This window comes from Pseudomonas sp. GW823-FHT01D03, from assembly GCF_058798255.1.
This window is the reverse complement of record NZ_JBXAKK010000001.1, coordinates 894,157-907,216: the sequence shown is the minus strand read 5'-3', so window position 1 is coordinate 907,216 and position 13,060 is coordinate 894,157. Positions and strand designations below refer to the sequence as shown.

Below are 13,060 nucleotides of genomic sequence, written 5' to 3'. Positions count from 1 at the left end.
TCCGCGCAATCTCTGGGCGGTCGCTCGACGCAGGCTCTATGCTGCGAACATCGAGATGCAATGGAGTTGAAGATGAAGAGCTGGATTGCCGCCGCGCTGGCCGCGCTGATTTCCTTGTCCGTCCATGCGGCCGGTGCCCCCATTGTGCGCGTCGAGCCGATCGCGTTCACTGCCAGCGCCGACAGCGTCCAGCGTAAACAGTCGATCAAGGGTGACCAGACCGCGCAGTACACATTCAACGCCAAGGCCGGCCAGATACTGACCGTCGATTTCAAACCGTCCAACACCTCCGCTTACTTCAACATCCTCGCCAAGGGTGCCGATTACGCGCTGTTCAACGGCTCGATCATGGGCAATCACTTCCTCGGCACATTGCCCAGCGATGGCGAGTACACGGTTCAGGTCTACCTCATGCGCAACGCCGCACGGCGTAATGAAGTGGCCAACTACGAGCTGTCGCTGAGGCTGGTCAATGGCGATGCCATCAGCCGGCAACAGCCATTCGATCAGACGCTGGAATTACACGGCATCGCTTTTCATGTCAGCACCGAGCAGGTCGATGGCAAACCGACGCTGCACATCGCTCCCAAGGGGCTGGAGATCGACAACACGGCCATCAGCCAGCCGCTCACGGGTGATGTGGTGCGCGCTGAAGTCGCCGACATCAATAACGACGGCTCCCCCGAACTCTACGTTTTCACCCGCTCGCCCGGGCGCGGCATGTCGGGCGAGCTGATCGCCTATTCAGCCAACAACAAGAAATCCCTGAGCGCAATCTACCTGCCTCCTGTCAGCGACAACCCGAAAACCGCCGAGGGTTATCAAGGCGAGGACTCGTTTGCCGTGGTGGAAAACTCACTGGTGCAACGTTTCCCGGTGTATGACAGTGCCGACGCTGGCGCCGGGCGTACGGGGAAGATGCGTCAGGTTCAGTACAAGTTGGTGGCGGGTGAAGCCGGGTGGATTTTGCGCGAAGACAAGGTCACGGAGTTCTGAAATGACCTGGCGCGTCTGGCCGACTCGGAAGCCGATTTCGCTAAGGATCACTTGCCCTGAGCCGTTGCAGAGCGCTCGCCACCGAGATGAATTTTTCTTCACTGCCCCCGTTCGATCAACGCGGTACAGTCCGCTCGCTCATTCAAGAAACTACGGTTCGCCCGCGCTCTCCCGCGGGCTTTTTTTTGTCTGGAGTTTGCTGCCGAAGCGATACACCCAAGTGTCCTGCACGCCGTGCTGTGACGATTGCCGCGCCTGTGGGTGAACCCTGATCAGCGCAAACCCCGCCGCTTCAGCCAGACGCTGACTGCGGCTGTTGGCCGACGATGTGGTCAGGTAAAAGGAGAACTCAGGCAGGCGCCTGACAAGTTGCAGCAGCACTTCGCGCATGTAGCCCTTGCCGGCAAACGCGCTGTTGGCCCAATAACCGACGACATAGCGCTTGCGTCGACGCGGCACCAGACCGATGCAGCCAACGACGGCTTGTCCGTCTTCAGTCACGATGAATAAGCGCCGCTCACCGGTCTCGCTGGCGAAATCATCCCGCGCTTGCAGCATGGACGACAGCGCCCGCTCCTCACTGGTGTGTTCAACCGCCCACTCGAGAAACGGCGCATGCTCGCGGTAACTGGCGTTCAGCGCCTCGCGCACCGGAGCGACCAGCGCTGGATCCGGTGCCCGAACACACAGTGCCAACCCGTTCACCGTCAATGCAAATTCCATTGCTTGTTCCTCCAATCCCGGAAATGCCGCACTCGATATCACCCTGTGCACTCAACCAAAGAAATTTACAGGACGCCAGCGCAGTTTGTTTTTTTCCGCCCCGTGATCAATCCTCTCCCTCGACCCTGCCCGCCGGAGCACCCGATGTCACTGCTGAGCCTACCCTGCCAACGCCTGACGCTCGCCATCCTCGCCCCGGAACAGGCCGAGCTGGAAAGTGACTTCTATGCACGCAACCAGCGCCACCTCGCCCCTTGGTCACCAATTCGTACCACCGAATATTTTTCCAGCGAACAGATTCGTCGACGCCTTGAAATTCAGGCCAGTGCCTACGAGGCCGGGCTGGCGATGCATTTCGCTCTGCTGACGCCGGACGGCCAACAGATGATCGGCGCGTGCAATTTCAGCGGGATCATTCGCGGCGCATTTCAGGCCTGTTATCTGGGTTATCACATTGACCACGCGCATCAGGGCCAAGGCCTGATGCAGGAAGGCCTGGAGGCCGGCATCGACTACATGTTCGACACGCAGAACCTGCACCGAATCATGGCCAATTACATGCCCGGCAACGAGCGCAGCGCGCGCTTGCTGGAGCGCCTGGGTTTCGAGCGCGAGGGCTACGCCAAGGCGTACCTGAACATCGCCGGCCGCTGGCAGGATCACGTGCTGACGGCGCTGGTCAATCCGTTGTTCGAAACGCCGGAGAAGCGCTGGTCGCGACAACTGGCGTGAGTTTCACAATTTGTTAAGCATTGCCGAAGTATGCTCAAGGCTCCTGCTCTTTCCGGTTGCCAGAAACCCATGCCGCGCGCTGCCACTTCGCTGTTTCTACTCGCCGCCCTGCTGTTTTTTTTCGCTTTGGGTAACCACCAGTTGCAAGGCTCCACCGAGGCCCGCGTTGCCGGGATCGCCATGGAGATGCATCTGGACGATGACTGGGTGACGCCACGTCTGTTCGGCGAAGCGTTTCTGGAAAAACCCCCGCTGAGCCTGTGGCTGGACGCCGGCGCCATGCGCGTGTTCGGCGTTTCGCCGTGGGCGGTGCGGCTGGCGTCGGCGGTGGCCGGGTTGCTCAGCGTGATGCTGCTGTACGGCATGTTGCGCCGTTTCGGTCGGCCGAAAGCGGTCGCGTGGACGGCGGGGATTCTGCTGGCGACCATGGCCAGTTACTGGAGCAATGTGCGCGGGGTCGGCGAAGATGCGCTGCTGGCGCTCGGCGTGACCACGGCGCTGCTGGCGTTCTTTCAGGCGCAACGCGCACCGAGCGCGGGTAACTCGCTGCTGTTTATCGTCGGGATCGCCATCGCCACCCTGAGCAAAGGTGTGCTTGGACTGGCGATGCCCGGGGTGGTGATTTTCGCCTACCTGCTGGCCGACAACCTGATCGACAAACGCCTGAAGCTCGGCGCCTGGCTGCGTCCCGGCCTGCTAACGGTTGTAGGCCTGATTCCGTTGCTGATCTGGCTCGCCGTGCTTTACCAGCGCGGCGGCTCGCACGCTGTCGCTGAAGTGCTGCTGACCAACAGCGTCGGCCGCTTCAGCGGCTCGTTCGTCGAGGCCGGGCATTACGAGCCGTTCTATTATTACCTCGCAAAACTCCCGGAAGCGTTCCTGCCGTGGAACATTCTGGTGTACCTGGGCTTGTGGCATTTCCGTAAAGAAGTGAAGGCCAACCGCTATCTGCTGTTTTTCAGCCTGTGGATCGTCGCGCAGTTCATCATGCTGACCCTGGCCTCAAGCAAACGCACGGTGTACCTGATGTCGATGACCCCGGCCGCGGCGGTGATCGCTGCTGAGTACGCGCGCGTGTTGTTCGAGCGCTTACAGGCGCGTGAAACCGCCGACCGTTTCATCGGAAAAGTCGCCCGTCATCGTCAGGCGATTGCCGCTGGCCTGCTCACGGTGGTGATCGCCAGCTACCTCGGCGCCGCGCAGTGGGCACTGCCCAACGCAGACAAGAAGTTGTCGTTCCTGCCATTGACCCGACATATTCAGAGCCTGCAGGCCAACGGTCAGCAGGTCGCGCTGTTTCAGGCCAATGAACGGGTCGGCGGTGCCAGCGTGTTCTATACCCAAAGCGTGCTCAAGGGGCTGGAAACCGACGCACAACTGCACGATTTCCTCAGCGCCTCGCCCTCGAACGTCGCGGTGATCTCGGCAGACAGCGAACCCGCCGCACCACTCAAAGTGCTCAAGACCATGATGGTCGGGCGTCAGGCGTACTACTTCGTCGGCTACTGACGACCCTCACTCCAGACAATAAAAAACCCGCCGTCACTGGCGGGTTTTTTACTTGGGCTGACGGGAAGGCAACGTCAGTTCATCGGGTGGTCACTGAATGCCAGTCTGAGGCTTCGATGAAACCAAGCACCCGCGGATCCGCTTTGTTTGCGACAGACACAAACAGTGAGGAACCGTAGCCCGGGTCAGAAACCGGTGTATTCAAGTCCTTTTCCAGCGCCGCCATGCACTCGCTGTGGGTCACCAGGATCAGGTTGCGCCCCGGGAGCTTGTGCGCCAGCGCTTCCTGCAGGATGTGGCCCTTGCAACTGATCAGCCAGTCTTCGCTGGCCGCGCGGTTGAACATATAACCGGTGGTCTGCACGGTGCGCAGCATCGGGCTGTTATAGATATCGGCGTTGTTCAGGCCCAGATGCTCGAACTGTGCGCCGACACCGACCGCAACACTGCGCGAGCGGTCGGTGATGCCGTCGTCGCCACTCAGGCACGGCGCCGGCGAGTGATCGCAGCGTTCGACGTGACGCACCAGCACAATCATGTCGCCCTTGGCCCACCCGGTCGCCAGCGCGCGGTCGCCGGACACATTGCCATGGGCCAGGTCCGGCACCGCCGCCGGGGCGAGCAGCCACAGGGTCAGCGGAATCACCAGCAGCGACGCGCCGAGCACCACCCAGCTGTCGCGATAGCGCGCCAGGCCGCTCAGGGAGATCGTGCGTTTGACGCCGAACAGACTCAGTCTCAATTCCACATCGGGCCGCCTCGTCGGCATCCATCACAGTCAATTTGATGCGGCGAGGGTAGAGAGACGAGCGTAAGTGACGAGTGAAACGCATGTGAAAAAAGTCTTTAAGCGCCCTTGTTACAAATTCCGTCGGACAAAAACCTTTCAGCTCTCGTGTTTGCGGCCGATACAGACCTGCTAACACCCTTGCTGGCTCAAAAAAACAACAATCTTCCAGCCTGACCGACGATCAAGTAGCTCTACGTTCCTGGAGGAATTGTGATGAATAGCTGGTTCGGCAACATCAGCGTGAACATGAAATTGGGCCTGGGCTTCGGCCTGGTCCTGGCCCTGACCTGCGTGCTGGCCCTGACGGGCTGGACCAGCCTCGGCGGCCTGATTGACCGCAGCAACTGGATGAGCGACATCACCCAGCTCAACGCCGGCCTGACCAAGCTGCGCGTAGTCCGCCTGCAGTACATGCTGACCAACGGCGACGAAACCGCCGCGCAGAATGTACAAACCACCCTCGAAAGCTTCGCCGCGCAACAACAGGCGCTGATCAACAAGTTCAAGAGTCCGGAAAACGTCAAGCTGCTCAAGCAGCAGGCCGCGACCATCGCCGAATACCAGACGTCGCTGAACAAGATGCGCAACGCCTACCGCACCGGCAATAGCGCCCGCGACGTGATGGGCACTAACGCCGACACCGCTTACAACCTGATCGAAACGATCAGCAAGCGCGTGCAGCAAATGGACATGAGCGAGCAGCGCTTCGAGCAGTTCCAGGCCATCAGCCAGGCCAAGGAAGCGTTCATCCTGGCGCGCTATGAAGTGCGCGGCTACACCGCCACTACCAACGCCGAAACCGAGCAGAAAGCCGTCGGCCAACTGGACGCGGCGATCGCCAGCCTCAAGCAACTGAACGTGCATTTCGCCGCCACCCAGCAAGACGCCCTGCGTCAGCTGGAAACCGCCCTGAGCAACTACCGCAGCGCCTTGCAGGCCTACAAGAACGCCAACAGCGAAGCGGTGCAGGCGCGTAAAGAGATGACCGATCAGGGCACCGCGATCGTCAACACCAGCGAGCAGTTGTACCAGATCCAGCTCGACCGTCGCGACATCGAAAGCGCCCAGGCCCGTACCTTCCAGCTGATCAGCACCCTGCTGGCGCTGTTGGTTGGTGTGATTGCCGCGGTGATCATCACCCGTCAGATCACCCGTCCATTGCAGGAAACCCTGGCCGTGGTCGAGCGCATTGCCAGCGGCGACCTGACCCAGAACGTCACGGTCACCCGTCGCGACGAACTCGGCGTGCTGCAACAAGGCATCGCACGCATGGGCGTGACCCTGCGCGACCTGATCAGCGGCATCCGCGACGGCGTCACCCAGATCGCCAGCGCCGCCGAAGAACTGTCGGCCGTGACCGAGCAGACCAGCGCCGGCGTGAACAGCCAGAAGGTCGAGACCGACCAGGTGGCCACCGCCATGCACGAGATGACCGCCACTGTGCAGGAAGTCGCGCGCAACGCCGAAGAAGCCTCGCAAGCCGCTGCCGCCGCTGACGGCGAAGCCCGTGAAGGCGACAAGGTGGTCAACGAAGCCATCGCGCAGATCGAGCGTCTGGCCAGTGAAGTGGTGCGCTCCACCGAAGCCATGAGCGTGCTGCAACAGGAAAGCGACAAGATCGGCAGCGTCATGGACGTGATCAAGGCCGTGGCCGAACAGACCAACCTGCTGGCGCTCAACGCCGCAATCGAAGCGGCGCGTGCCGGTGAAGCAGGCCGTGGGTTTGCCGTGGTCGCCGACGAAGTCCGTGGTCTGGCGCAGCGTACACAGAAATCCACCGAAGAAATCGAAGGTCTGGTCGCCGGTCTGCAGAACGGTACCCAGCAAGTGGCCGCCGTGATGAACAACAGCCGCGCCCTGACCGACAGCAGCGTGGCCCTGACCCGCAAGGCTGGCGACTCCCTGGAAAACATCACCCGCACGGTGTCGAACATCCAGTCGATGAACCAGCAGATCGCCGCCGCGGCCGAACAGCAAAGCGCCGTGGCCGAAGAAATCAGCCGCAGCATCATCAACGTGCGCGACGTGTCGGAACAGACCGCCGCGGCCAGTGATGAAACCGCAGCGTCCAGCGTGGAACTGGCGCGCCTGGGTGGCCAGTTGCAGCAGATGGTCAGCCACTTCCGCGTCTGATCTTCACCTCTGCGCTGAACGAAAGATCGATTCGCGAGCAGGCTCGCTCCTACAGGTACGGCGTTGATCACGGATCATGTGAACAACGCCAATCCCTTGTAGGAGTGAGCCTGCTCGCGATGGCGTCAGTCCAGTCAGCCCAAGCCCATACTCACTGCCCCACCGCTCACACCTCCCACGGATTAATCACCTCCACTCCCGAGAACTGAAAGTCCTTCACGTTACGCGTGGCGACTGCCGCGCCATGAGCCCGGCAGATTGCGGCTATCTGAGCATCAGCCATCGACACCGTCCGCCCCTTTGCTTCGCACTCTGCAACGAGTGCCGCGTACTCGACAGCGGCATGCGCATCGAACGGCAAAATGCGTCCCGCGAAGTCCTCCTCGAACATAGCCATCGCATCGGCTTGAAGATTCTGTTTGCGTTTGCCTGAGGGAAGTCGGGCGATGCCGTGGAGTATCTCAGCCACCGTTATCGCACTGATGGCCAGATCCATGGCGGGCTGCGCATCAACCCAGACCAGCACTTTGGCCTCAGGTTCGATACGCATGAACTCTGAAAGCAGGTTGGTATCGAGCACTATCATTCGGAGAAATCCACCCCGGCGGCTTTCTCTGAGCGCTCTGGCAATTCAAGTTCAACTCCGCCGTTTGCACTGAACCTGTTGCGTATCCGGCTTCCAAGTCCGCCGGCGCGATCAACTGTTGCCAAGGCTCGACCGAGAATCAGGCGCGCCTCTTCCTCCATGGAGTGTCCGTTGTGTGCTGCGGTGATACGCAACTGTTCCTTGAGCTTCTCATCAAGGTTTCGAATGGTGATACTGGCCATGATGCCTCCCGCAATCAATGAAATCATTGATTGCAGGCTAGCACATCCGTTCTGGCTCACACCGGGCAATCTTCCGAACGGCCACTGCAACAGATGGTCAGCCACTTCCGCGTTTGATCTTCACCTCTGCGATGAACGAAAGATCGATTCGCGAGCAGGCTCGCTCCTACAGGTACGGCGTTGATCACGGATCATGTGAACAACGCCAATCCCTTGTAGGAGTGAGCCTGCTCGCGATGGCGTCAGCCCAATCACCCTGATGTCCCAGACAACCCGCCTTGTGTAGGAGCTGCCGCAGGCTGCGATCTTTTGATCTTGGTTTTTTAAAATCAAAGTCAAAAGATCGCAGCCTTCGGCAGCTCCTACAGAGGTTGTGATACGCCTCTAGCGTGTCCCGCGTTGGCGCAAAGCCGACGGCATGAAATACGCGTCTTCCGGTACCGGTTGCGAGAAGTCAACGGTGGAGGCTTCTTCGTTGTCGAGGTTCTGCACGTAGTAACGGCGGGCCTGCAAGTCGTGGAATACGTCCAGTGCGCTCCAGGTGGTGGGCAGGTCGTAGAAGTTTTTCAGGTAGGCCATCGACACCCGCCACAACTCCCCTCGCCCGTCGTATTGATCGACCAGCGCCGCCCCCCAGCTGTCCTCGTCGAGGAACAGCACGCGTTTGGAATAGACATGCCGCGCGCCCGGTTTGAGATTGCCTTCGACCACCCACACGCGGTGCAGCTCATAGCGGGTGAATTGCGGGTTGAGGTGGCCCGGGGTCAGCAGTTGCGCGTACTTCACGTCCGGGCTGCCAACCTTGTAGTTGTTGTAGGGAATGTAGATTTCCTGCTTGCCCTTGAGCTTCCAGTCGTAACGATCCGGCGAGCCGTTGAACAGGTCGGTGTCGTCGGCGGTGCGCAGGCCATCGGATGAGGCGATCGGCGTGTCGTAGGCGAGGTTCGGCGCACGGCGCACGCGGCGTTGGCCGGCGTCGTAAACCCAGGCCTGACGCGGGTCCTTGAGTTGATCAAGCATCTCGTGCACCAGCGCCGCCCCCCCGGCCAGTCGCGCCGGACTTTTCACGAAAGCGAGGTAGTAGAACAGGATGTTTTTCAGGTCAGCATACTGCCCGCCCGGACGATAGAAATTGAACAGCGCTTCCTGCTGCGAAGTCACCAGCGCAAAGCTGCCGTTGCGCTGCACCGGGGCTTCGGAAGCACGACGCACCACGTAGATTCCGCGATAACGAGTGATGTGGTTCCACAGCACTTCGATGCCGTCCTTGGGCACCGGGAACGGTACACCGCCGTAGGCATCGGCGAATCCGCTGCCGCCCTCCAGTAGCTTGGCCGAGGTCGCGTTCTTCAAGGTGTTGTCATACAGCCACTGCGGCGCCGAACCTGAACGACGCGACGGATAGACCGGCATCTGGAACGTGTCGGGATAGCTGTTGAACAACGCGATCTGACCGGGGCTGAGGTGGGCCTTGTACTGGTCGAGATTGGCCTTGGTGATGGTGAACAAAGGCTTGTCCGCCGCATACGGATCCGGGTGATGTTGGCCCGGTTTGTAGCCGGCCGGCGCCTGGGTGATGCCACCGGTCCAGGCCGGAATGGTGCCGGCGGCGTTGCCGGCACGCTCGGCGCCCAGGGGCGTGAGGGTGGTTTTCAGTTGTTCGGCTTGTTGTGGGGTGATGGCGGCGAGGGCGCTGCCGGCGGTGAGGCCCAGAACCAGCGCCAACATGGTTTTGCTGAATCGTGATGGGTAAAACATGATCGATCTCCGTGTGAGGTCTGCAGGACACCGCAGTTCCCCTGTGGGAGCGGGCTTGCTCGCGAAGGCGGTGTGTCATTCGAAATAACGGTGACTGACACAGCGCATTCGCGAGCAAGCCCGCTCCCACAATGGATCTGCGTGTAGTCCTAAAGGAAATACTTGAGGTTGAACCCGACGTTGTCGCGGTCGCGGATGCCGTTGTTCTGCCCCCCGCCATAGAACTCGGTGTACTGCAGTTCGGCTTCGAGCTTGTTCTGATAATTGGCCTTGATCCCCAGGGTGTAAGCCTTGCGACCTTCGATGGTGTTGCCGGCCTGATAGCTGTTGCCCTTGAAGTCATCCTTGTAGACGACGTAAGGCGAGACGTTGACCCCGGCGTACACGTCGTTCCAGGTGCCGTTGAGCATCGCCGTATAGCTGTAGGAATCGCGGTTGACCTGATCGTCACGATCACCGCCCGAGACATAGGAATAGTTACCGGTGCCGGCGTAATAACGGTTCGTCCCGTCATAAGCCGTGTATTGCAGACTGCTGCCGCGCAGATGTTCGGAGGCCAGTTCGAAGATGCCGAACAGCGAATCGAACGAAGCCGTAGGGCCGAAGTTGTAAATAGTGCCCAACGAGGTGTTGAACGCTTCCACGCGCTCGGCGTTGTTGATCTCGCTGTTGAGGTTGACCATCTGCCCGCCGACGTTGATCGACTGGCCCGTCACCGCGACAGCCGCACCGTTGGCCAGGTCGCCGATCAGATCGTTGGTGGCCGCGACGCCGATCGGCAGGTTCGGCCGATAAGCGATTTCACCGAACACCGAGGCCTCGCCCAGCGTGGTGTTGAAGCTGAAACCGTACATGCGAATGTCTTCGGCGTAGCGTCGATGCGCCTGGATGTTGCCCATCACATCCGCAGTGGCCAGACCATTGGCAAGCGCACCCGCCTGATCGCCCGCGACGCCGGCCAGCAGGTTGGTCAGTGCGCTCATGTCGATGCCTTTGTAGCCACCCAGATCCGCAGCAATGGTCGGCTCCTTGGCGTGGTAATTGACCAGGTACAAACCAAACTCGGTGCTGTTGAGCTGTTCGGCGATGTAGCGAAATGCAAAGCCAAACTGACCATCGTTGCGCGCGTTGTAGTCCTTGCCGACCGACGCCACTTTCAGCGTATTGCCGTAGGCCGGCGTCACGCCGTTGGCGTACAGGCCAGTGGTCTGCAAAACCGGACTGAGCAACGGGTTGTTACCCAATGCGCTGTACAAGCCGATGACGTTGCCGAAGCCCGGCACCGGCGTATCAAGCGCGGTGCCGCTGAAGTTGTTATAACCGGTGTTGCCGCCATCGGCGAACAGGTCGGTTTGTGAGTAGAAAGTGCCGACCGGGTCGATGCGGGTTTCTTTCCAGTTGGTCTGGTAGAAACTTTCCAGGGTCAGCGAATCGCTGAGGCCGATGTTGAAACTCAAGGCCTCCACCGGCATCAGCACTTCCTTGACCTCCGCGCCGGGTAAACGGTATTTGGCGGCGTCCACCGGGTTGGTGGTGTTGATCCCGCCGCGATAGAAAAGCCCCTCGCCCCAATTGAACACCTGACGCCCGACCCGCGCGGTCACCGGCATCTGCGCCACGTCCCAGTTGCCGTAGACATAGGCGTCGAGCATCTCGATCCGGCTGCCGGCGATGTCGCGAGTCTGACTGGTGAAACGGTCGTCCTGCGGATAGCTCTGGCTCGGCTGCGACGGGTTGTTGTTGCGGTAGTAGTCGTTGCGCTTGTCCATCAACTGGGTGTCGTAGAACGCCGTGCCGCGCAGGAACATTCCGTAGTTCTGGTAGTTGGCCTCAAGCTCCGAAGTGATCTTGTACACCTCGGAAACCAGCCCGGTGTCGAAGTTGCGATTGCCGTCGTTGGTGTTGACGTCATCGTTGTTCTTGTCGCGACCCTGCACCCGCCACAAACGGCCATAGGACAGCGTCGTGTCGATCGAGCCGCTGACCTGATTGTCCAGCACGCTGAACTCGGCAGCCTGCACCGCATCCACCGCACAGAGTTGCAGCAGCCCTGCCAGGCCGACACCGGGAAGTGCCACGCCGGTGAGACGCAATCGAGTGTTGATCATGGGTTCCTCCTTCCTTGTTCTTATTGTTTTTTGCGTGGCCGCGATGGCTACGGTGCCAGTCCCGCACGGACATAAATCCGGCTGTGCGCGCCGAAATGCCCGAGCAATTTGAACAGCTGCTGATTGAGTGCCGGATGCTCGAACGTCTCGCGCTGCAACTGATTGCCGCTGCTGAAATCGCTGGTCACCGGAGCCGTCTCCAGCCATTGGCCGATGGCGTCATCGAACGCTGCCGAGTCCTCGACCGACTCGGCGCTGACCACGTCGCGCAAGTAGTCCACCGAGTACGGCGGATACTGTTGGTCTTGAGCGACATCGGCGTAGGCCGCGAGCATCGGGTGCGCCTGACCGGCACGTAGCACGCGGCGCAGCCAGGTCGATTGATACTTCTCGATTTCCATATGGCGGGTGGCGACCCGTTCGATCGAGGCTTTTTTATCGTCGGCAAAACCGGCCAGCGCCTTGCCTTCCAGCAACAACAGACTGGGCAGTTCGACCCCGGGCAGCGGCTTGGCGTGATACGGCTGGGTCAGGTCCTGCACGTGGTGCACGCCCCAACCAAGGAACCGGTAACCCCAGTAAGGATGGCCAGAGGCGAACGCCAGACGCGCCAGCCCCAGGTACTGATAAGCGCGCCAGTCCGGCCAACTGCGCTGAAGAAATCCGGCAGCGGCATACACCACCGCGCTTTCATGGAAGAAGCCCATGTGGAACGGCGCCTGCGAGCTGTACTGAAAACGCGCATCGCCAAACGGCTGCGGGCCGAAGCCATACAACGCACCGACCTCGCCGGGGTTGTCGCTGAACAGGTTGATGTCGTGACCGTAATCCGGCTCGTCGGCGGCGCTTGCCAATACCGCCAGCGCCGCGACTTTTTCGCCGTCGGCCACGCGGATGAAACGCTGGCGATTCCACGGCGAAAGCGTCTGCTCGACCATCACCTGATCGGCGCTGAGATGTTCACGCTCGGGTAGGTCTTGACCCGGCAGCGGCTGAATGACCATCGCCAGATGAATGCGCGGATTGAGCCGCAACGCAGTGAGAAAATCGTGGCGCAGATTGTCACCCGGTACGGCGGGCAGCTTCAGGTTGTCGGGGCGCGGCGGGTACTGGGTGAAGTGTTCACGGGCGAGGCTTTCCTGTTGCTCCAGCAATGCGACCACGGCCGGATATTGCTCGGCGAGAAAACGCTCCAGCGGCTCGACCTCGACCGGCGGCGCATCGCGCAGCACCGGCAGTTCCTGCAACACCAGATAGCTGCCCACCGTGTGGTTCGACCAGCCCCACGCCGTCGGGGCCGTTGCACAAAGCTGCAACAGGAGAAAGGTCAGCTTCATTGCTTTTAATTCTTATTGGAGGTGCTGTGGGGGTTGAGCCTAACAACCACCTCCGGCGCTGACACTGTCCGATCTCACCAGAAAAAGTCTCCGATAGCGCCATGTGCACAATAGCGAGAGCATCACTGTTCCCCTGTGGGAGCGGG

General features: G+C 60.6%; 11 protein-coding genes and 1 pseudogene. 5 read left to right on the top strand and 7 right to left on the bottom strand.

Features of this window, described 5'->3' with window-relative positions:
* The first annotated feature begins 72 nt into the window (after positions 1 to 72).
* Positions 73 to 996, top strand: coding sequence for a hypothetical protein (locus AC1RBR_RS03900; RefSeq protein ID WP_492563085.1), 924 nt, complete (start codon positions 73 to 75; stop codon positions 994 to 996).
* A gap of 150 nt (positions 997 to 1,146) precedes the next feature.
* Here the strand turns inward: AC1RBR_RS03900 and AC1RBR_RS03895 are convergent, their stop codons facing one another.
* On the bottom strand, positions 1,147 to 1,719 hold the full coding sequence (locus tag AC1RBR_RS03895) for a GNAT family N-acetyltransferase (RefSeq protein ID WP_492563084.1): 573 nt from the start codon (positions 1,717 to 1,719) through the stop codon (positions 1,147 to 1,149).
* A 144-nt stretch (positions 1,720 to 1,863) separates the two neighbouring features.
* On the opposite strand from AC1RBR_RS03895, the gene rimJ reads away from it, so the two are divergent.
* The gene (gene rimJ / locus AC1RBR_RS03890; protein ID WP_492563082.1) at positions 1,864 to 2,451 is read left to right on the top strand and encodes a ribosomal protein S5-alanine N-acetyltransferase; all 588 of its coding nucleotides are present in this window, start codon (positions 1,864 to 1,866) and stop codon (positions 2,449 to 2,451) included.
* A gap of 69 nt (positions 2,452 to 2,520) precedes the next feature.
* Positions 2,521 to 3,960: an ArnT family glycosyltransferase gene (locus AC1RBR_RS03885; protein WP_492563081.1), complete on the top strand. Its 1,440-nt coding sequence runs from the start codon at positions 2,521 to 2,523 to the stop codon at positions 3,958 to 3,960.
* 79 nt (positions 3,961 to 4,039) lie between these two features.
* On the opposite strand, the gene pmrG is transcribed toward AC1RBR_RS03885, so the two are convergent.
* Positions 4,040 to 4,708, bottom strand: a complete 669-nt coding sequence (gene pmrG, locus AC1RBR_RS03880; protein ID WP_492563079.1) for a lipopolysaccharide core heptose(II)-phosphate phosphatase PmrG — start codon at positions 4,706 to 4,708, stop codon at positions 4,040 to 4,042.
* Between the two features lie 255 nt (positions 4,709 to 4,963).
* Between pmrG and AC1RBR_RS03875 the strand changes: the two are divergent.
* A pseudogene (locus tag AC1RBR_RS03875) lies at positions 4,964 to 5,977 on the top strand (methyl-accepting chemotaxis protein); the annotation flags it as partial.
* 42 nt (positions 5,978 to 6,019) lie between these two features.
* Complete coding sequence (locus AC1RBR_RS03870) at positions 6,020 to 6,883, top strand: methyl-accepting chemotaxis protein (protein ID WP_371260362.1); 864 nt, start codon at positions 6,020 to 6,022, stop codon at positions 6,881 to 6,883.
* A 166-nt stretch (positions 6,884 to 7,049) separates the two neighbouring features.
* Here the strand turns inward: AC1RBR_RS03870 and AC1RBR_RS03865 are convergent, their stop codons facing one another.
* The 5 genes from AC1RBR_RS03865 to AC1RBR_RS03845 form a co-directional block, all read right to left on the bottom strand.
* Positions 7,050 to 7,469 (bottom strand): type II toxin-antitoxin system VapC family toxin, encoded by a 420-nt coding sequence (locus tag AC1RBR_RS03865; protein ID WP_492563078.1) that lies wholly within the window; start codon positions 7,467 to 7,469, stop codon positions 7,050 to 7,052.
* On the bottom strand, positions 7,466 to 7,711 hold the full coding sequence (locus AC1RBR_RS03860; protein ID WP_253148891.1) for a FitA-like ribbon-helix-helix domain-containing protein: 246 nt from the start codon (positions 7,709 to 7,711) through the stop codon (positions 7,466 to 7,468). The genes AC1RBR_RS03865 and AC1RBR_RS03860 overlap by 4 nt, the downstream gene beginning before the upstream one ends.
* 384 nt (positions 7,712 to 8,095) lie before the next feature.
* Positions 8,096 to 9,469 (bottom strand): DUF1329 domain-containing protein, encoded by a 1,374-nt coding sequence (locus tag AC1RBR_RS03855; protein ID WP_492563076.1) that lies wholly within the window; start codon positions 9,467 to 9,469, stop codon positions 8,096 to 8,098.
* Positions 9,470 to 9,618: 149 nt separating this feature from the next.
* On the bottom strand, positions 9,619 to 11,577 hold the full coding sequence (locus AC1RBR_RS03850) for a DUF1302 domain-containing protein (RefSeq protein WP_492563074.1): 1,959 nt from the start codon (positions 11,575 to 11,577) through the stop codon (positions 9,619 to 9,621).
* A gap of 47 nt (positions 11,578 to 11,624) precedes the next feature.
* Positions 11,625 to 12,914: a phospholipase gene (locus AC1RBR_RS03845; protein WP_492563072.1), complete on the bottom strand. Its 1,290-nt coding sequence runs from the start codon at positions 12,912 to 12,914 to the stop codon at positions 11,625 to 11,627.
* Positions 12,915 to 13,060: the final 146 nt, after the last annotated feature.